This is a genomic window from Mesorhizobium silamurunense, from assembly GCF_014843905.1.
Classification (GTDB): Bacteria; Pseudomonadota; Alphaproteobacteria; order Rhizobiales; family Rhizobiaceae; genus Mesorhizobium; species Mesorhizobium silamurunense.
In genome coordinates this window covers 1-18622 of sequence record NZ_LPVS01000097.1, presented here as the reverse complement: position 1 = coordinate 18622, position 18622 = coordinate 1, and the positions used below count along the sequence as shown (strand labels likewise).

Sequence of the window (18622 nt, the reverse complement as noted above, 5' to 3'; positions counted from 1 at the left end):
CACCACCTTTACCGTGACCGACGCCTCCACGGTGTCCCATGTCTATGGCGGCGACGGCAGCGATACCCTGATCGCCAGCGGCTTGACGCTCTCCGCCGATCAGAGGGACAGCATTTTCTTATTAAACTCGGTCGAAGCCATCCGTGACGATAGCGGGGTCTACGGCAACGATCAGTCGAATGTTCTCTACGCAATCGCCAATGACATCGTGACTGGCCAAGGAGGTAGCGACACATTCGTATTTTCGGCAGGTTTCGGAAACGCGGTGATCACAGACTTCACACCGGGAAGCGATATAATTCGGATCCCCGATGAGCTTTTCGCTACACCTCAGATCTTGGATCATGCAACACAACAAAATGCGGATGTCGTCTTCGACGCGCTGACGGGAGATACCCTCAGGCTCTACAACGTCAATCTCGCTAGTCTCAGCGCAGGCGACTTTGATTTGGTATGATTTGCAAGCGGCGTCCGCTTCCGGGCGGTTTCGTCAAGACCCCGAGCGGATGGCAAAGGTACGAATAAGTCATTGATTGCCCTTCCCGAGAGATGGGTGACAGTTCATTCCGGATGGCGCGATCAATCGGCAAGCCCTTGTCGAGATTGCATCCGAACCGGAAACTCATTGCGGCAAGGATATTTCTCTCTGCGGGCTCAGGACGCCCTTGTTCGTATCGTCGCGGGCGCCGACCATGTATTGTACGAGTTCCTCCGTGTTCGTCTCAGCGGTTGCTTTCTCGGCCACCTTGCGCCCACGATGCATGACGATGATGCGATCGGTGACTGCGAACGCATCGGGCAGGGTGTGCGTGATCAGGATCACAGGCACGCCATGCTCGCGCAACCGGCGAATGAGCTCGAGTACCTTCTGCTGCTCGGGAACGCCGAGATTGTTGGTCGGCTCGTCCATGATCATCAGCTTGGCGTCCCAATAGACCGCCCGCGCGATGGCGACCGCCTGGCGCTGGCCGCCGGACAGGTTCTCGATCGGCTCTGTGAGGGTCGGAAAGTGGATCTGGAGGGACTCGAGCGTCCGGCGCGATTCGCGCAGCATCTGCTGGTCGTCGAGCGTCTTGATCAGCCCGCCAAGATGGCGCTTTTTCAGCTCGCGCCCCAGAAAGATATTAGCGCCCACATCGAGGTTGTTGGCGAGCGAGAGATCCTGATAGATGGTCTCGACGCCATGGCGGCGAGCGTCGATCGGATGCGCAAAGTGCGCGTGCTTGCCTTCAAAGAACATCTCGCCTTCGTCGGCGTGGTAGACGCCGGATATGCATTTGATCAGTGTCGACTTTCCGGCCCCGTTGTCGCCGAGAAGACCGACGACTTCGCCGCGATTGATCTCGCAGCTCACATTGTTCACCGCAACCAGGCCGCCGAAGCGTTTTGTGATGTTCCTGACGGAGAGAAGCGGCTCAGTCATGCCTCGGCACGCCTCCGGTGACGACCAGCAATCAAGTCGCGAGACTGGTCGATCAGCACCGCGACGATCACGACCGTTCCGACCACGATGAACTGAAAGAAGGCCTCGACGTTGAGCATTACCAACCCGGTGGTTAGGACCGCGATGATGAGGGCCCCGATCACCGTCCCGATCACGCTTCCGGCGCCGCCGAATAGGCTGACGCCGCCGATGATCACGGCCGCGATCGAGGACAGAAGCAGGGGATCGCCGATGACCGCGGAACCGGCGGTGAACCGAAGCGTCGACAGGAAACCGGCCATCCCCGCGGTTGAGGCGGAAAGAATGTAGAGCTTGATGATGTGACGATCGACCGGGATACCGGTGCGGACGGCCGCTTCCATGCTGCCGCCGATGGCGTAGGTATGTCGGCCGAATTGGGTTTTGCGAAGAAGGAAGATGGCGCAGGCGACGACGCAAGCGGTCACGATGACGGGATAGGGCAGGATCGTGTCCATCCGGCGCAGCAGCTCGCCGCTCACATCCGGCCGTTTGAGGAAATAGAAGCCGCCGCCTTCACCGCGGATGAAATATAGAAGCGCGTCATTGCCGTATGCGCGAATTCCCGGTGGCAATCCGATCACCGTCGTGTTCTCGGACATGAGGTAGGCGACGCCACGCACGATGAACGAGGTGCCGAGCGTCACGATGAACGCCGGCACTTTCAGCTTGGCGATGATGACACCGTTGATGAAGCCGACCACGGCCGCGCCGCCGACGCCCGCGATCAGCCCGACTAGCACCGAAGGAAAAAGCGGCACCCCGCCATCGAACGCCCAACGCAGAGCGAGTGCCGACAGGACCGAGGCGAGGCTCATCACCCATCCGACCGACAGATCGATGCCGGCGCCGATGATGACGAAGGTCTGGCCCAACCCGAGCAGCAGCACCGGAATGATCGCGACCAGAATGTTCTGGGAATTTCGGATGGTGAGGAAATGGACCGTGCCGCCGCTGACCAGCGGCACCGTGACGACGAAGAAAAGCACCATGAGGGCAAGGAAAAGCCACGCCCAGATGCGGCTGGCCAATAGGGCGAACCGCTGCACAGGCGTCAGGATCCCCGAAGACTTCACCCCTGCGGGCAAAACAATTCTCGACCCGCGATCAGTCACGTACCGGTTTCCTCGAAAATATGGATGGGTGACCTGAAACCGAAATCAGATCGGGGGCGCCGTGCAAGAGCACCCCGACTCTATTCCAGCGGGCCAGTTTATTTCCCCGGAACTTGATAGATAAAGCGAGCGATCGTCGGGTCCTTTACGTTCTGCTTGTCAATGATGGCAAAGCCTGTCTCGACGCGGCGCGGCAGGCTGGTCACCCCGGCTGCGTCGGCCACCGCAAATTGCACCGCCATGTAGCCCATATCGTAGGGCTTCTGCGCCAGCACCAGCGTAACCACGCCCTTGTTCAGCAGCTCGATGGCCAGCTTTGTTGCGTCATAAGCGACGACCTGGACATGGCCGCCGAGACCCGCATTCACGACCGCCGCGCCCGCCCCCTGCGCGCTGAAGACGTTGGTGCCGAACACGCCGCCGAGTCCGGGTTCGCGTTCGAGCACTGCGGCGGTCTGCTGCGTGGCCTTGTTGGGGTCGTCGAGATTGTAGTCTGGCCCGAGCACCTTGATATTCGGGAACTCCTTCTCCATCACCTCCTTGAAGCCCTTTTCACGGCCTTCAACGGAACTGACGTTGGGGTTCGTTGAATTGATGTAAACAGTGCCTTTTCCGCCGATCGCCTTCGCCAGCCCGCGCGCAGAGATACGGCCGCCTTCGACATTGTCCGAACCAATGTAACTGATCGGGAACTTCACCGGGCCGTTGACGTAGTCTCCATCGCCGAGAAAGGTGTCAACGGTGATGACTTTGATGCCGGCGTCGACAGCTGCCTTCAATGGGCCGACCATCTGATCCTTGTCGGTCGGCGCGGTAACGATGTAGTCAAGGTCGCCGCGGGCTACCATGGAATCGAGGATCGGCGTCTGAACATCGACGCCCCAAGTCGGCGGGACCTGCGTGACGACGTCAACCCCGAGGTCCTTCGCGGCTGCCTCAACCCCGACCTGCATGACCTGATAGAACGGATCGACGACACCCGGCAGGAAGCCGATCTTGATCTTCGCGGCAGCGTGGGCGCCGTGTGACGCTATGGCCAGAGCCAGTGCGGCCGCGACTGCAAACAGCGCTTGTTTCCGCAGCATTTTTCTCTCCTCCTCGACTGCTTGTAGCGGCGAAATCAGGCGGAGGAATCCGTTGCAATACTGAATCGTTTCAAGCGCTTATCGCTGATTGCAGGAAGCCGAGCGTTTGATCGTGTCCACTCATAAGTCTCTTCAATGATAGCGCCGCAACGTTCCGTCGTCGCCGCTCCGGGCCAATTAACCCGTAACGCATGCTATGATGCGCATGCATTATAGCATGGTTCAGAAAGATCTTGCATTTGGTCTTCGGCGGCGGCTTTGCACTACTCTGGCCGAGTCATACAGGTCGTGTCCCATCAGGTGGTGTAGCTCGGCGGTTATGAAGCCGTTCGCACCACGTTCCCAACTCGAGTTCGAATGCAGAATCTCGGCATGTATCGCTTTAGCTCTAAAGGGGCGGATCCATCTGAGAAGCGATGGCGATCAAAGCAGCCGTGGGGGCTGGTCGGCCGACGAACCCAGTTTTTGCCGCTCCGCTTTTTGATTTCGGTCGCGGATGTAGGCTCGAAAGATTGCTCTAAATTCTGCGAAACTATTGAACCCTAAGGCGTCTACAAAGCGCGATACCGACGACTCGCTCGCGCCAACCGAAGCTGCGATTTGTCGACAAGTCCCGAAAGCTATGTCCTCGGGGTTCTCCAAGGCATATCGGCCGATTTGTTCGAACCGTCCGGGCAGAACCACTCGTCGCGCCGCAATATCCTCTTTCAGGGTGCGTAAATCGCTGGGTGGGCCGTAGGTTGGTGTGACGCTTTTGTTGAGAGCCTTTCGCATAGTCATTGACTTTGGTCGGCTTCACGGCGTGAAGAAGCTCCATTGCAAGAAGTCTGACCGCGACTAGCCGATACGGCCTCACCCGTCGCGTCAGCTATCCAATCCCTATCGCAATAGAACTATAAGTCACTTCTTGCTAAGGCAGAATAGTCGTCAGATATCGCCTGCGATTTTTGGAAAACGCTTAACGCTCTTTCTGACGCTTTGATTTTCTTATCGGGCCGCCAAAAATCACGCTACCGTCAATAAGATATGGCTGCGGATGGTGTTTCGCAGCGCATTCCAATTGCGCCGGCGACACCATCGATTACAGATATTCAGGGGCGCGGTTGGCCAGTCCCGGCCTGTTCGAGAAAGATGAGATTCCCGTCCAGCTGTGAGACGACGATAGCGCCATTGTCGAAGGGGAGGACGTCGACCGGACGGGTCAACCCATCGAGAAGCACTTGCCTTTTTCCTGAGACGAGGTCCAAGCCGAGAAGGCTGCCGCTGCCAGAAGCCCAGCCACTGGATTGACCGAAGGTGCCGTGTTGGAGGACCAGCATCTTGCCCTTCGCATCGAAGACGACATCGACCGGAGCATTTAGGCCGACGGCCTCGATGCGGGCGCTGCTTGCCTGGCCGGCCTGCGGCAGCGAGACGATACGGCCGCTGCCGGCAACGAAGGGAAACCCGCCGAACAGGGAAACGTAAAGCCGGCCGCCGTACGAGGCGACGCCGGTCGGAACCGCGTCGAACTCGTATTTCTGCCCCTCGCCGAACTCGGTCGGCGACAGGGCGGTGAGGGCCTGCCCGCTGGTGCTCAGCCGGGCAAAGGCGAAGAGCTGCGTCCGGCCGCTTCCGTCGGCCAGAAGGCGTTCGACGGAGTTCCGTGCGGCGTCGATGACATAGAGTGTGTCGCCCGACAAGGCGAAGTCGTACGGGTTCCAGAAGTCGTTGCTGACGACCCTCCTGACGGCGCCCTCGTCGACCTCGAGCATCGCGTGGTCGTTGGGGTCCTCGTCATGGCCCGCAGGCGTCCAGCCCTGGGCGACGAGATAGCCGCTTCCATAGCGCTCGACCCGATAGGGGCCGGTCGGATCGCCCATGACGTCGGTGCCATGCGGCAGGACCGGCCCGAAAGCGGTGAAACGGCCGTTCGGGGTGCGCCTGTAGAGGCGGCCGTCGGCTAGGTCCGTGACCAGGAGCGCATCCCCGTCACGTGCAAGGCCGGCGAAGATCGCCCCCGGCTTTCGCGCGATTTCGACTTCGTATCCCGGCGCGGCCTTCGGCTCCGCCAACCCTCGCGTTGCGATCGCCATGAGCGAAAGGGCAATCAATCTGGTGTGCGCACGCATCGAAAGCCTCCGTTGGCGGCGAAGCGAAAATCAGGGTCGTAGGCAAGCCGGTGGGTCGTGCTCAGGCGGGTGAGGTCGCTGTTCCATGCGCCACCGCGAAGCACTCGATACTTTCCAGCGATTTCGGGCGGTGCTTCGCCGCCGTAAGGCGCATAGAAGTCGCGGGTCCATTCCCACACGTTGCCGACGAGGTTGAGCAGGCCCTCCCTGCTCGCGCCTAGCGGAAACGACCGGGCGGGTGCCGTCATGTCATGGCCGTCGCTGGCGTCCTCGTCGCAGCAGGCGTCGCGTCCATAGTTGGCGCGTGTCGGGTCGACCGGCGCATCGCCCCAGGGAAAGCGCGCTCCTTGCGGCCCGCGCGCCGCGCGTTCGTATTCCTGCTCGGACGGCAGCTTCAGGCCGTAATGGGCGCAGAACGCCTCAGCATCGGCAAAGCTGACGCCGACGACCGGGTGGTCGGACAGGCCGAGAGAGGGATGCCTGTCGTAGAAAGCGGCGCGATGTCCCGTAGCTGCGACGAAGCGGCGATATTGCGCGTTGGTGATCTCGGTCTGGTTCATAGCAAAGGCCTGGCCTTCGACGAGGCGTCGCGGCCGCTCGTCTTCAGCGCCCGTGTCGTTGCCGAAGGCGAACGGGCCTCCCGGTATTTCGACAAGCGGGTTGTGCGCAATAACTTCCTCGCCGGCCACGGCACCTCCGGTCCACAGGAATGCCGCGACGGCGAGGAGCATTCTAGAAGTCAACACGGTCCTGGCTCTGGCGATCAAACAGGAACACCCGTCCGGGCGCAAAGCCGACCTCTACCATCTGATCGAAGTCGCCCACAAAGTTCTTGTCGGCGCGAACAGTGAGCAAGGCCGCTCCGGCGCGCAGGGTGACCAGCGTGCTTTCGCCGGTCAGTTCGACTGAATATATCGGGGCCACGATATTGGCCGTTTCGCTTCCGGCAGGGAGGACGTGGATGTCTTCCGGGCGGACGCCCAATACGGCGCTCGCAACGTTCGCGCTCCCGAGGCCGTCGGCCCTGACGCCACCGAGGCTCGTGAAGACCCCGTCCTTGACCTCACCGTCGATCAGGTTCATCGGCGGCGAACCGATGAAGCCCGCGACGAAAAGGGTGCGCGGGTCGTTGTAGATCTCCTTCGGAGTGCCGAGCTGCTCGATCACACCCTTGTTCATCACCGCCACCCGGTGAGCAAGGGTCATCGCCTCGATCTGGTCGTGGGTGACGTAGATCGTCGTCACCTGCAGCTCGTGCTGGAGGTGCTTGAGTTCGGCCCGCATCTGGACCCGCAGCTTGGCATCGAGATTGGACAGCGGTTCGTCCATCAAGAATACCTTTGGTGTGCGGATGATGGCGCGGGCCAGCGCGACGCGCTGGCGCTGCCCGCCGGAGAGTTGCTTCGGCAGCCGGTCGAGCAGGCCGTCGAGCTCGACGCGGCGCGCCACCTCCATGACCATCTGGCGCTGCTTGTCCTGCGGCACCTTGCGGATCTTCAAGGGGTAGCCGATGTTGTCGGCGACGCTGAGGTGGGGGTAGAGCGCGTAGGACTGGAAGACCATCGCGACGTCGCGATATTTCGGCAGCACGTCGTTGACTCGGTCGCTGCCGATGAAGATCTCTCCGGCCGTAACCTCCTCGAGGCCGGCTACCATGCGCATGGTCGTGGTCTTGCCGCAGCCCGAAGGTCCGAGCAGGACGAGAAACTCCTTGTCGCGCACCTCAAGATTGAGGTCGCTGACCGCGGTGAAGGTGCCGAACATCTTGACCACGTCCTGGAAGACGACCGAGGCCATGGCTCACCCCTTGACTGCGCCGAACGAGATGCCCCGAACCAGGTGTTTCTGGACGACGAAGGCGAAGATCATGATCGGGATGCAGGCAGTGAAGCCGGCGGCGCTGATTTCGCCCCAATAGGTGTTGTACTGGGTGACGCGCCCGGCAATGCCGATCGGCAGTGTCTGCGACCGTTCGGTCAGGGTCAGGATGAGCGCGAGCAGGAACTCGTTCCACGAAATGATCAGGCAAAAGATGGCCGTGGCCGCCAGCCCGGGACGGGCGAGCGGCAAAGCGACATGCAGGAACGCGCCCCATCGCGTGTCGCCGTCGACCATCGCGGCCTCTTCGAGCTCGACCGGCAGGTCCTGGAAGTAGCTCTTCATCATCCAGGTAGCGAAAGGTAGGTTGAACGCCGTATATGCGATGATCACCGCAGGCTTAGTGTTCAGCATGCCGAGATGGTTGAAGGCGATGTAGAGCGGGATGATCGTCACGATGGGAGGCATCATGCGTGTCGACAGGATCCAGAAGGAGATCTGATAGCGCCATCTGCCCGGATACTGGAAACGGGCGAGCGCATAGCCGGCCAGGGAACCGAAGACGACCGAGACGAGCGTCGTCGAGACCGCGATGATCAGGCTGTTCAATGCATAGATGAGGAAAGGCCGTTCGACGAAGGCGGCGTGGTAATGCTTCGATGTCGGATTGGCGGGGATCCATTGCGGCGGTATCGAGAAGATGTCGATGTCGTATTTGAACGAGTTGGCTGCGATCCAGTAGACCGGGAAGAGGGTAACCACGAGCGCTGCGGCGATCGTCGCATAGGCGGCGATGCGCTGGATTCCGATGCTTTTTCGGCGGTGCGCCATAGGTCCTCTAGTCGGCAAGCCGCATGCGCTTGATGAACCAGGTGCTGAACGCGACGGTCGTGAACAGCACGAAAAGCGAGATGGCGGCTGCATAGCTGGGGTCGGCGAAGCGGTACGCCACTTGGTAGATATAGAGACTGAGCGTCTTGGTCCGGTCTGCGGGGCCGCCGCCGGTCAAGATGAAGACGAGGTCGAAGAGCCGCAGCGTGTCCATGATGCGCAACAGCAGCGCGATGGCGATGATCGGCTTCAGGAACGGCAGCGTCAGATCCCAGAACTGCCGCCAGGCGGAGGCGCCATCAATCGCCGCTGCCTCGTATGGCTCGTCCGGCAGGCTGGCGAGCCCGGCAAGCATAAGCAGGAACATGAACGGCGTCCATTGCCAGACGTCGGCGACGATCACGGAGAACATAGCGAGCCGGACGTCGCCGGCCCAAGCCTGGAGCGGCAGGCCGAGCCGGAACATGATCTCGTTGAGCACTCCGAATTGTGGCTCGTAGATGAGCTTCCAGGTGATCGCGACCGCAACCGGCGGCAGCATCATCGGCAGCATCAGGATCGTTTTCAGGAAATTCAGGCGCCGGATATATCGGTCGAGCAGCAAGGCGAGGCCAAGGCCGAGAAGGAACTCGGTGCCGACTGCGAATACGGTGAACACCAGCGTGTTCCACAGGCCGACGTGAAACTGCTCGTCGGTGAGGAGCCGCAAAAAATTGTCAGCGCCGGCAAATTGCCAGGGCAGGTCGGGATTCGGGCTGATCCGCGTTGCCGCCGCCACGATCATGTAGATCGACGGGAATATCGTGAGCGTCAGGAGCACGAGCATGGCTGGCGCAAGCATCAATACCCGGAGGTGGCGCTCAAACCACCGCTCGAACGAATTTCCGAACTTCGCACCGATAGAGACGGTCATCGGAAGTTCTATCCGTCATATCAGTCAATCATAGCATGGCGACCCGGAGAGCCAAACCCGGCGCGTATGCTTGCCCGAGAGCTGATCCGGCAAAATGGAGCGATATCTCCGGATATCGCTCCATTTTAATCACCATGCGGCCAGCTACTTGATGCCGGTTATCTCTTCGACCGCAGCCTGGGATCTCTTCAGCGCCTCCTCCGGCGTTTCCGTGCCAGCTACGGCCTTGGAAAGCTCGATCCCGAACGCGTTCTCGATCTCAGGCCACTTCGGATGACGCGGGCGCGGCGTCGAGGCTTCGATGGCTTGCATGAGCACTGGATAATGCCGGAATTTTTCCTGGCTGGTCAGGCTGGCATCGGTGAAGATCGACTTGCGCACCGGCGGGTTGCCGCGCTCGGCCGAGATTTTCATCTGCTCCGGTGAGGTCGCCCACAGCATGAAGTCGAAGGCCTCCTGCTTGTTCTTCGCCGCGGCCATGATGCCCATCGTCCAGTGGCCGATTTCCGAGCTGCCCGGTTTGGTTCCCGCCGGGATAGGCGAGTAGGAGATCTTGCCGACCATCTTCGACTGGCTGGGGTCTTCGAAAGTCGCGACCCAGTTCGGCCAGTTGATCGACGAGGCTGCGGTGCCCGCCGCCAGGGCCTGGCCGACTTCGTTGGCGTTGTAGCTCTCGACACCCTTCGGCGAGACGTCGCGCAACGCCATGAAGGTCTTCATCGCGGCAGCACCTTCGGGCGTGTCGATGGTCACTTTTGTCCGGTCACCGTTGAACATGTCGGCGCCATAGGACCAGAAGATCGGCATGAAGTCGGCGACGACAGGGTTGCCCTGGCCACCCCGGAAGACGTAGCCGAAATAGCGCCCGCCGCCTTTTTCGGAGAGTGCTTTGGCTGCCTTCAGAACGTCGTCCCAGGTCGTCGGTGCCTCAATGCCAGCTTCCTTGAATTTGGCAGCGTCATAGAAGAACATCTGCGCGTTTCCCACATAGGGCAGGCACACGTAAGGCCCCGTGTTGTAAGGATTGCGGCAGATTGCCAGGGATTTCGACAGGAAGTCGCTGTCTGGTCCTTCGAGCCCGGCCTTCTTGAAATAGGGCGTCAGGTCCTCAAGATGCGCGTTTTCCGCGAAGAACGGAATCCACGGATCATCCATCAGAACGATGTCGAAGGCGCCCGATTTTGTCTGGCCGGCGTTGGCCGCCTGTTCGAAGACGTTGCTGTAGGGAGCCTGGACGATCTCGACTTTGGTGCCCTTCAGCTTTGCATAGTCGGCGGCAGCGGCTCTCAGGCCGTCGCCCTCGCTTCCCGAGGGAACGAGCACGGTTATGTCAGCCCAAGCGTGCGTCGCCATCAGCGACGACAGCGCGAAGACCACGGAGAAAAGAAATCTTCTGACCATCGTATTCCTCCCTTTTCCGCTCCGGCCTGTCGGACGGCCAGAGCCAGAACCGCTCGCACGCGTTTGACCGCTTACGAATCGCGCGAGCGCTTCGTCGCAGTCGGCAACGTTTGCAGGGAGTGTGCGAACAGCGCAGGGGGCCACTTGGACCGCCAAAGCATCAATACAGCAGGACAACCGGCGGGTCGTCACAACCCACATCTCCTGCTGGTGCACCGAGGTGCGCTACCCCCCATTTTAGCAGCTTGGCTGCTTCAATTGAAGGGGAGGGGCTTCACGGTGTGACGAATGCGCCCCGGTTGGGTCAAATCTTAATGAGAGGATGCGGCTGCGCTAGGTTCCTTTCCGCCAGCGGTCGTAGGCGCCGCCCTGCCTTCAGCGCTTGGTTACCGTGGGGGAAGAAATTCATGGTGCAACGCACAAAAATATTGCTATCGGGTTGTGTCGGTTTCATAAATGAACGAGGCGTTTTTGGGGGGTCCACTGAAGGATGGAAACTATGTCCACCGCTGAAAAAGCCCCTGATACCATTGAAGGCACCGCATTGCCGACCTTCGATCCGTCCAAGGCCGCGGCCGAGTTCCGCGCTGCCGCTGAAAAGGGCGTCGAACAGTCAAAAGAAGTTCTTGCCAGGTTCAAGGCGGGCTCTGAAGGCGCCCAGAAGGCTATCGAGAAGAGCTTCGAAACCGCCAAAGCCGTTGGCAGCGAGGTGTCGCTGAAGACAATTGCCGTTCTGCGCGCCAATACTGAAGCCGCGTTATCGCACCTTGAAGCCCTAATTGCCGTTAAGTCGCCTTCCGAATTCGTTGAACTGCAAACCGCCTTCATCCGCAAGCAGGTTGAAACGGCCGTCGGGCAGGCCAAGGAACTCCAAGCCGTCACGACCAAAGCCGTCGAGGACGTATCCAAGCCGATCAAGTCCGCCTTCGAAAAGGCGGTCAAGGAACTCAAAGTCGCCTAGCTTTTTCTTGGGCGAGCTTTGATTGCTAGCACACCGCCGACGATGAGCCGTCGCTGGGCTGGGTCGATCGCGGCAGCCGGGCGACACCCTCGATCTGGAGTTGGGCAACTGCGACGACGAGGACAGCCACGACGCCGAGCCTGACGGCGACGGCGAAACTGTCATGTGGCCTGACGACCTCAAAAAGCGGCGGCGATCGCGGAATTTGAGCTGCGCGTCGCTAGCGGCGAATTTGCATCGCTCTGAACGCAGCGGGCAACTTGTCCGCGACGTTGGCCCGCTGCCTCACGGTGGCGGGCTTTTCTATATGAACATGCGGGGGATCGAGGGTTTGAGCGATATAGGATAGGGAAATCCGTGCACCACGGATCAGCCGCGGTAGTTCTGCTTAACCATCTGTTTTCATTTGGTAAATGGCCTGGGGTTCCTGGAAGCTTTTCGAACTTTCTGGGTCGCGCCTCAGCCCGAATTGCGGTTGCTTATGGACAAAGTGGGATACTAGATTCGATTTTTGGATAGCTTTGAAGGCATTGACTTCTGGCACGTGGGCCTGATAGCGCGCCAGCACGAACTTCTAAGCGCACTACGTTTTGAATGGCAGCTTCGCGCCCCACGCCAGTCATTACCGCGGACGTCGCCAATCAACCCGAAAACGGACATTGCCGGAAAAGGCCGAAGGCAACGTCGGTGAGAGCGTCGGCCAGGCGGGACTGCTGTCCGTTGCCGGTGAAATCGTCGAACGGCAGGACCGCGATCGACAGGTTTGCGCTCGTCGCCGGCCAATTGCGCTGGCCGCGACAAGGCCGATGACGGCTGCCGCTATGAGCGTCCGCAGAGCCGCCCGGCTCCGCCCGGACGTCATCTGGCGGCAGCACGATAGCCACGCTTCGGCACCGTCGTAGCGGGTTCGGGCGAGTTCGGTGATGATGTCGAAAAATGCTTCGCGGCAGTCTCGCGGCGCTCCGAACGCGCCGACTTGAGATGAGGCGCTTGCCAGCTCGCGGGACCTCGTCGCCATGCGCCCCCCCGGCGAAGCCGGCTTGAACATTCTGTCGGGGTTTTTTTAGGAAGCGTAGCGTTAGCTCTTTCAACTGCCGGCCTCGTGGCATTGGCTTTTCAACGTGGGTGCGGACGACGGCCGGCTCCGCATTTCTACATTCTCTCCATGAAAATCTTCCCTGAACACCCGCTGCCAGCTCCAGTCCCTCTAAATTTGCCGGTTCCACTGTCACCTTTTATGACGCCAGTCAGGGTGTTTCCGCCTGTTCTTCCTTTATGAACAAAGGTCAGTTTTATATTGACGGCGCCGCTGCCAGAAATGCTTCCTGTAAACCCGGAGTCAGACGATACTTTGCCGTCACTTATGACGACCAATGATGAGAGTTCTCGCCAATCTCCGCAGTCCGTTGTAGCCCGTCTGACTAATTTCCATGTGCCATTGAAAGCGCTTAGTCCACCGGTCTGAGGCACACAACGATCGCCCTGCACCCTCATTCCGTCCTCGCAAGCAAGCGGGCAGATACGAGCTCCGACCGCCCTAAGTCTGTCCAGAAGTCCCGCTGTCGGTTCCAACGATGCAAGCTTGACGCCTTGCCGATCAGCATAGTCCTGAAGCGCTTTGCGGCTGCCGGCTCCCCATTTTCCGTCAGCCTGGCCTTCAAGGCATCCTATGCGAGAGAGTTCCGTTTGAGTGGAGCGCGCAAGTTCGCTGGGGTCCGGGGTAGGTGCCGATGACTGCGCCGAGGGATCGGGGCGTTCAAGGCTTGCGACTTCCGTTGCCTTGGCATCGTCGGTCGCCTTGGTAGCGCGCTCCGCCTCCGGCAGCTGCGCCACCTGCCGTTCCGTTTCGGCGCGCTTGTCGATCGCGCTGATCTTCAATCTCGCAAGGGGTGCAAAGGCGCCGTCCGGAAATTGCTGCAAATATGCCTCGAAGAAGCTCTTGTCGGTCGAGTCCTTGATAGTCGCCCAATATGCAAGTTCGACTGCGTTGTCCGGCGAGGTGGACTGTGGAGCGGGGACAGATACCGCCTTCGGTTCCGTCGCGAGAGGCTTCAACACTACCTCGCCCGTGAGAGAAGAGTTCTCCCACGGCACTTGCTTGCCCTCCGTCGCAGCCAGCACATCGCGACGCACATCGATAAGCTCACGCGTAATATCCTGCCCCGGCGTCCCGAGGTGAGCGACCAGTGCGGCCGTGAATGGAGAATTCCGCCCTGCTCCGTCCATGGCGACATTACCTGGTTGCGTTGCGAATGCTATGAGCGTGCCGACTCCGCTGCCAAGCCTGGCCAGACCCCGACTCACGGAATCGGAGCGCGTCCCCATCGAGCGGGAAAGCTTCTCCGCGAAAGGATTGTCCCGGCAGGCATCGAGGAATATGAGGTTGACCTTGGCGGTGCGCTCCATTGCTGAAAGTACGAGGTCCATCGGAAGGGCCTCGAAGTCGAGGTCATTGTAGCCGGACAATTCGGCATCGACCGGCACCATGTAGTTGTTGCCATTCACCTGCAGGCCGTGCCCAGCATAGAAGAACAGCGCCATATCGGCACCGTCGAGCTTTTCCAAGAACTCGCGCACCGTGCGACGCATTCCCGCGAGGTCGAGGTCCTGGCCGCTTACAACCTCGAAGCCAAGGCTTTGAAGCTTGGCATTCATGTCGGACGAATCGTTCTTCGGATTGGCGAGTTGGACGGCATGCTGATAGGCCGAATTGCCAATTACCAATGCTACGCGTTTCTCGGCGGCTGCCTGTCCCGATATGGCAACGAACAATAAAACCAAAAGAATGAAAGCGCTGCGCATGGCAGAAACGGCTCCCCAAAGGAACTGTAGCAGAGGCTAATACAACCGAAAAGAGCTATAGCCCAGGCTGCGGCCCGGGTAGCCTGCGGCTCCGAGACGATTGTTGGCAAACACCGATTCGGTGCTGCGTCATGCATCCCCATGCAAGGGGCGCAATTTGCTTGATGCACCTGAACGGATATGCTGGCAGTGAGTAGCGCTTCCAGTGGCTTGGGGGTCCAATTCGGCGTGCGAACAGTTGGCCGGATCGTCAGTGTGCAGCGAGGTGGCATCGCCGCATCGCTCGCCTATCTGGTTCTGCTGGGCGTCTCGACTGCTCTCGTGTCACCGCCGCTGGAGAATATCCTGCGCGACATGATGATGGTCTCGATCTCGCCGTTCACCCATGCTCCACGCAACATTGTTGTGGTCTCGATAACGGAACAGACCCTGGCGAATTTTCGATACCGCTCACCTCCGGACCGTGGGTTCTTGGCGGACATCGTGGCCCGGATCGAGTCGGCCCACCCTCTTGTCATCGGTATCGACCTTTTGTTCGACCAGGCAACAGAGCCGCAAAAGGACGCCCGGCTCGAAACTGTTATCGAAGCCGCCAGTGTGCCCGTGGTGATCGCCTCGGCGTCGCGTGCTGATGGCCTCACCCAGAGGCAGTCCGACTATCTCAACGCGTTCGCTCCGTCGGCAAAGCGGGGCCTTGCGGCATTGTCGCATGACAATCTCGACGGCGTGGTCCGTGGAGCTTTTCCCGGTCGAGAGGTTGAGGGGGGGTGGACGCCAAGTTTTGCTGCGGCAATGGCAGCAGCAACCGGCGTTAGTAGCGGCCACAGGCCGGAGGAAATGGTCTACTACCGAACGGCCAACAGCTTGCCCTTCAATTTTTCAACCTATCCAGCACAGGCCGTTCCGCTGGCACCGCTCAGTTGGTTCGAGGGGAAATATGTTCTTATCGGCGTGGACCTACAGCAAATAGACCGTCATCCGACACCGTTCGCGTTGTTGAGCGGCGCGGAAATCGGTGTTTTCCCTGGCGTCGCAATCCACGCCCACTCGTTAGCCCGACTCTTGTCCGGAAACAGAATAACGATTCCTTGGCCCGCGGTGGGTTACGCGCCGATGCTTGTTGTCGGGCTGTTCTGCTTGTGGATCGTTTCGCGGCCGATCCCCGTGGTCTTTAAGCCTTTCGCGGTCGCCGGTGCGGTGCTGCTGGTGTGGATAGGTGAGGCGTGGGCCTTCGCGAGGTTCGCAATACTCGTGCCGATGGTCGCCCCTGCATTGCTGGTGCTCGGTCTGTCGGCATTCGTTGGCTTCCTGGCTTGGAGACGGGACGCGAATGCTCGCCACTTCATACAGAACGCGTTCTCGAAATACGTAAGTCCGGCCGTCGTTGCAGCGATCGTCAAGGAACCTAACGCTCTCCATCTCGGTGGCGAGAGGCGACAGGTCACCTGTGTATTCACGGATGTCGAGGGATTTACGTCTCTCAGCGAGAAACTCGCGCCAGAGGTCCTCGCAGAGGTATTGAACGAATATCTGCACGGGCTCTGCGAGTTGTTCATTGAGCATGGTGCAACCATCGACAAGGTCATCGGCGATGCAGTGGTCGGCTTCTTCGGGGCCCCGGTAGCGCAGAATGATCAGGCGGAGCGGGCGGTGTCCCTGGCGCTGGCTGTACAGGACCTGGCGCAGCGGCTGCGAGAAAGATTGGCGGGACGAGGCCATTCATTCGGCGCCACCCGCATAGGTATTCATGGCGGGCCGGCAATCGTCGGCAACTTCGGGGGAAATCGGTTCTTCAACTACACAGCTATTGGAGACACGGTAAACACTGCCGCCAGACTGGAGGGCGCAAACAAGTACATCGGCACGAAAAATTGCATAAGCGCCGAAGTCGCAAAACAAACAGCGCGGTTCTTACTTCGCCCTGTAGGGGTTCTGCACCTTAAGGGCAAGAGCCAAGGCATCGAGGCTTTCGAGGCAATGAGCCGTACGTCGGAAAATATTATACTTTGCGAGGAATATGCAAAGGCGTACGCCTTGCTTGCCACTGACGATAAGCTCGCGACAGCGGCATTCGAGCTATTGGTCACAAACTATCCGCAAGACGCCCTGATCGCTTTTCACCATGGCCGCCTTGCAAGCGGACACTTCCGGCCAGACATTCATCTTGCCAGCAAATAGGCCATCATGACATGAGCCTCATGCGTCCGATCGCCCAAATCGCCTCTCTGGCCCTTGCCGCGGCCGTTCTTGTCACGGCGCAAGGCGCGGTGGCCGGCAGCCAGTATGTGGTCCTGTCAACTGAGCCGGTGGTGGATGAACTGCCGCCAGGCAAGATCTTTATGCCAAGTGACGTCATCAACGTGCCAGCTGGTGCGGTCGTCACCTTGCTCGGCGAGGACGGCAGCGTGAATCCCATTTCAGGTCCCGCAGCCTTGGTGGTCACTGAGGATGCCCTGACATCCGACAGTCCGCAGCGGGCCAGCGACGGTCAGGCAGGGCCTTCAAGCCTGGCCCTGATAGCGAGCCTTTTGACGAACGAGCGCCGGAGGACCGAGTCCATCGGGAGCGCGCGCACCACCGCCGACCAGTCCAAACCGACTGGACTTGACGATCCTTGGGCGATTTCCATCGAAGAATCCGCTCCCGGCTGCATCCGCAATGGCGAAGTGGTTCTGGCGCGTCGCGGAATCGGTGAGCGCGCGGTGTTCTCGGTTCGCCTTGGCAGTGGACAGTCGTTTAACGGCTTGGTCTGGAGCGCCGGCAAGCCCACTTACTCTCTTCCTCACCCTATTCCCGCCGACGTAAAATCCTTCATCGTCGAGACCAACAAGACATCGGTTTTGATCGAAATAAAAGCGCTTCCGGAAAACGCCGTTCTCGAAAATCCGCTGGAAGTTCTTGGATGGATGGTGCGCAGCGGTTGCAAACGCCAAGCGTTGGCCTTTGTGCGTCAACTTGTGACGAAACAGCATTAGCTTGTCAGCCAGGAGCCGAGTCGCATGGCAAGTCATACGAGGAGTTCAACAGCGACGGTAGCCGCTTGATTGCCTGGCCGGCACCTCGCTGATAGCCTCCCCTGTCAGTATTCGGGGAGGGGAGCATGAAACTGTGCATTCTCCTGTTTGTGACGTTGGCGGCGGCGCTTTTTGCAAGTTCCGCACTGGCCGATAAGTTTCCTGCCGGTTTCAAGAACAATGGGCTCAACGGCCCCTTGAGGCCGGTGACGAAGGGCAGCATCACCACTTTCCAGATATTCGACCGGAAATGCAGCAGCGTGGACTACGGCGACGGCCGTGGCGAGAACGACTGCCACAACGGCAACATACGCTCCACGCTGATAGGCCCGGACGGCAAAACAGGCGAGAGCATGGAGTATCGCTTCGATCTATGGATCGATCCGTCGTTCAACTACCCCGGCTTCTACAACGACCATGCCATAGGCTTCCTGCCGGGCGCATTGGACAGCCGCCTTCGTATCGCCAGTTGGGAGGGGCCGTTCATTCACAACTTTCTTTACATGCTGAAAGCGGACGCAACCAAAGGCGTTACCTTCCTCGGCAACGAGTGCCAGCCGCCGGCGCGCTTCGGTTCGTGGGTGGCCTTTTCCATGAAGATCCGATGGGCGGCCGACAGGACGGGCTGGATCCGGGTCACCTGCGACGACAAGCTGATCTATTCGGCCGACAACGTCCCGACCAATCAGGCACCACATTGCTACATCACCAACCAGTGCGAGCCCGGTGTCGCCAAGAATCCGAAGCGGTTTACCTTTTGTCTCGGTCCGGTGATGGCGGGCTTCGGGCCCGAGTGGGAGAGGTACGGGCTCGCCTCACAGTTCACTGCGATTCAGCCTGAGGGTATCACCATCAAGATGCGCAACATGTTGATAAAGAAGGGAGCCAAGCCGTAACCAGGTTTCGGCTAGCGCTTGTGTGCTCGGTGATTCGGAATGAGCGTCTGCAGAAATTCGCCCCTCCTTCAGTGCGCGTCGCGCAGATCCAACGAGAACCCGCAATTTGGACCGAATGCCCCAATTTACCTTGGGCCATCGTTTGCTCCTTAGCAGGCTACCCCGAAGAACGAACCCGCTGCGCGGGATGGGCGCGTGTGGTGAGGTAGAGAT

General features: G+C 59.9%; 14 protein-coding genes and 1 pseudogene. 5 read left to right on the top strand and 10 right to left on the bottom strand.

Features of this window, described 5'->3' with window-relative positions; genetic code table 11:
- A pseudogene (locus AU465_RS28980) lies at positions 1 to 457 on the top strand (hypothetical protein); the annotation flags it as partial.
- Positions 458 to 622: 165 nt separating this feature from the next.
- Here the strand turns inward: AU465_RS28980 and AU465_RS28975 are convergent.
- The 9 genes from AU465_RS28975 to AU465_RS28935 all read right to left on the bottom strand — a co-directional run bounded on the left by AU465_RS28975 (position 623) and on the right by AU465_RS28935 (position 10736).
- Complete coding sequence (locus AU465_RS28975; RefSeq protein ID WP_192255747.1) at positions 623 to 1423, bottom strand: ATP-binding cassette domain-containing protein; 801 nt, start codon at positions 1421 to 1423, stop codon at positions 623 to 625.
- Positions 1420 to 2511, bottom strand: a complete 1092-nt coding sequence (locus AU465_RS28970; protein ID WP_192255746.1) for an ABC transporter permease — start codon at positions 2509 to 2511, stop codon at positions 1420 to 1422. Before AU465_RS28970 ends, AU465_RS28975 begins: the two co-directional genes overlap by 4 nt.
- 164 nt (positions 2512 to 2675) lie before the next feature.
- Positions 2676 to 3662, bottom strand: coding sequence for an ABC transporter substrate-binding protein (locus AU465_RS28965; RefSeq protein ID WP_192255744.1), 987 nt, complete (start codon positions 3660 to 3662; stop codon positions 2676 to 2678).
- A gap of 1091 nt (positions 3663 to 4753) precedes the next feature.
- A complete protein-coding gene (locus AU465_RS28960; RefSeq protein ID WP_192255742.1) occupies positions 4754 to 5773 on the bottom strand; it encodes a ScyD/ScyE family protein in 1020 nt (339 codons plus the stop codon).
- On the bottom strand, positions 5752 to 6504 hold the full coding sequence (locus AU465_RS28955) for a formylglycine-generating enzyme family protein (RefSeq protein ID WP_192255740.1): 753 nt from the start codon (positions 6502 to 6504) through the stop codon (positions 5752 to 5754). The genes AU465_RS28960 and AU465_RS28955 overlap by 22 nt, the downstream gene beginning before the upstream one ends.
- Before the next feature lies 1 nt (position 6505).
- A complete protein-coding gene (locus AU465_RS28950; protein ID WP_192255731.1) occupies positions 6506 to 7570 on the bottom strand; it encodes an ABC transporter ATP-binding protein in 1065 nt (354 codons plus the stop codon).
- 3 nt (positions 7571 to 7573) lie between these two features.
- Positions 7574 to 8422 (bottom strand): carbohydrate ABC transporter permease, encoded by an 849-nt coding sequence (locus tag AU465_RS28945; protein WP_192255729.1) that lies wholly within the window; start codon positions 8420 to 8422, stop codon positions 7574 to 7576.
- A 7-nt stretch (positions 8423 to 8429) separates the two neighbouring features.
- Positions 8430 to 9248 (bottom strand): carbohydrate ABC transporter permease, encoded by an 819-nt coding sequence (locus tag AU465_RS28940; RefSeq protein WP_376774914.1) that lies wholly within the window; start codon positions 9246 to 9248, stop codon positions 8430 to 8432.
- A 231-nt stretch (positions 9249 to 9479) separates the two neighbouring features.
- Positions 9480 to 10736, bottom strand: a complete 1257-nt coding sequence (locus tag AU465_RS28935) for an ABC transporter substrate-binding protein (RefSeq protein ID WP_192255725.1) — start codon at positions 10734 to 10736, stop codon at positions 9480 to 9482.
- Positions 10737 to 11226: 490 nt separating this feature from the next.
- On the opposite strand from AU465_RS28935, the gene AU465_RS28930 reads away from it, so the two are divergent.
- Positions 11227 to 11697 (top strand): phasin, encoded by a 471-nt coding sequence (locus AU465_RS28930; protein ID WP_192255723.1) that lies wholly within the window; start codon positions 11227 to 11229, stop codon positions 11695 to 11697.
- 1152 nt (positions 11698 to 12849) lie between these two features.
- On the opposite strand, the gene AU465_RS28925 is transcribed toward AU465_RS28930, so the two are convergent.
- Positions 12850 to 14499: a caspase family protein gene (locus AU465_RS28925; protein ID WP_192255721.1), complete on the bottom strand. Its 1650-nt coding sequence runs from the start codon at positions 14497 to 14499 to the stop codon at positions 12850 to 12852.
- Between the two features lie 189 nt (positions 14500 to 14688).
- Here AU465_RS28925 and AU465_RS28920 point away from each other — a divergent pair, with 189 nt between their 5' ends.
- From AU465_RS28920 to AU465_RS28910, 3 genes are all read left to right on the top strand, one after another.
- On the top strand, positions 14689 to 16677 hold the full coding sequence (locus tag AU465_RS28920; protein ID WP_192255719.1) for an adenylate/guanylate cyclase domain-containing protein: 1989 nt from the start codon (positions 14689 to 14691) through the stop codon (positions 16675 to 16677).
- 11 nt (positions 16678 to 16688) lie between these two features.
- Positions 16689 to 17474, top strand: a complete 786-nt coding sequence (locus AU465_RS28915) for a hypothetical protein (RefSeq protein WP_192255717.1) — start codon at positions 16689 to 16691, stop codon at positions 17472 to 17474.
- Positions 17475 to 17599: 125 nt separating this feature from the next.
- Positions 17600 to 18409 carry a hypothetical protein gene (locus AU465_RS28910; RefSeq protein WP_192255715.1) on the top strand — a complete coding sequence of 270 codons (810 nt, stop codon included), beginning with the start codon at positions 17600 to 17602 and terminating at the stop codon, positions 18407 to 18409.
- The last annotated feature ends 213 nt before the right edge of the window (positions 18410 to 18622 follow it).

Excerpts from the sequence above, each read along its gene's own strand:
- AU465_RS28960 (WP_192255742.1), bottom strand. The coding sequence starts at position 5,773 with ATGCGTGCGCACACCAGATTGATTGCCCTTTCGCTCATGGCGATCGCA.
- AU465_RS28910 (WP_192255715.1), top strand. The coding sequence starts at position 17,600 with ATGAAACTGTGCATTCTCCTGTTTGTGACGTTGGCGGCGGCGCTTTTT.
- AU465_RS28950 (WP_192255731.1), bottom strand. The coding sequence starts at position 7,570 with ATGGCCTCGGTCGTCTTCCAGGACGTGGTCAAGATGTTCGGCACCTTC.
- AU465_RS28940 (WP_376774914.1), bottom strand. The coding sequence starts at position 9,248 with ATGCTCGTGCTCCTGACGCTCACGATATTCCCGTCGATCTACATGATC.
- AU465_RS28935 (WP_192255725.1), bottom strand. The coding sequence starts at position 10,736 with ATGGTCAGAAGATTTCTTTTCTCCGTGGTCTTCGCGCTGTCGTCGCTG.
- AU465_RS28915 (WP_192255717.1), top strand. The coding sequence starts at position 16,689 with ATGAGCCTCATGCGTCCGATCGCCCAAATCGCCTCTCTGGCCCTTGCC.
- AU465_RS28975 (WP_192255747.1), bottom strand. The coding sequence starts at position 1,423 with ATGACTGAGCCGCTTCTCTCCGTCAGGAACATCACAAAACGCTTCGGC.
- AU465_RS28945 (WP_192255729.1), bottom strand. The coding sequence starts at position 8,422 with ATGGCGCACCGCCGAAAAAGCATCGGAATCCAGCGCATCGCCGCCTAT.
- AU465_RS28965 (WP_192255744.1), bottom strand. The coding sequence starts at position 3,662 with ATGCTGCGGAAACAAGCGCTGTTTGCAGTCGCGGCCGCACTGGCTCTG.
- AU465_RS28925 (WP_192255721.1), bottom strand. The coding sequence starts at position 14,499 with ATGCGCAGCGCTTTCATTCTTTTGGTTTTATTGTTCGTTGCCATATCG.
- AU465_RS28930 (WP_192255723.1), top strand. The coding sequence starts at position 11,227 with ATGGAAACTATGTCCACCGCTGAAAAAGCCCCTGATACCATTGAAGGC.
- AU465_RS28955 (WP_192255740.1), bottom strand. The coding sequence starts at position 6,504 with ATGCTCCTCGCCGTCGCGGCATTCCTGTGGACCGGAGGTGCCGTGGCC.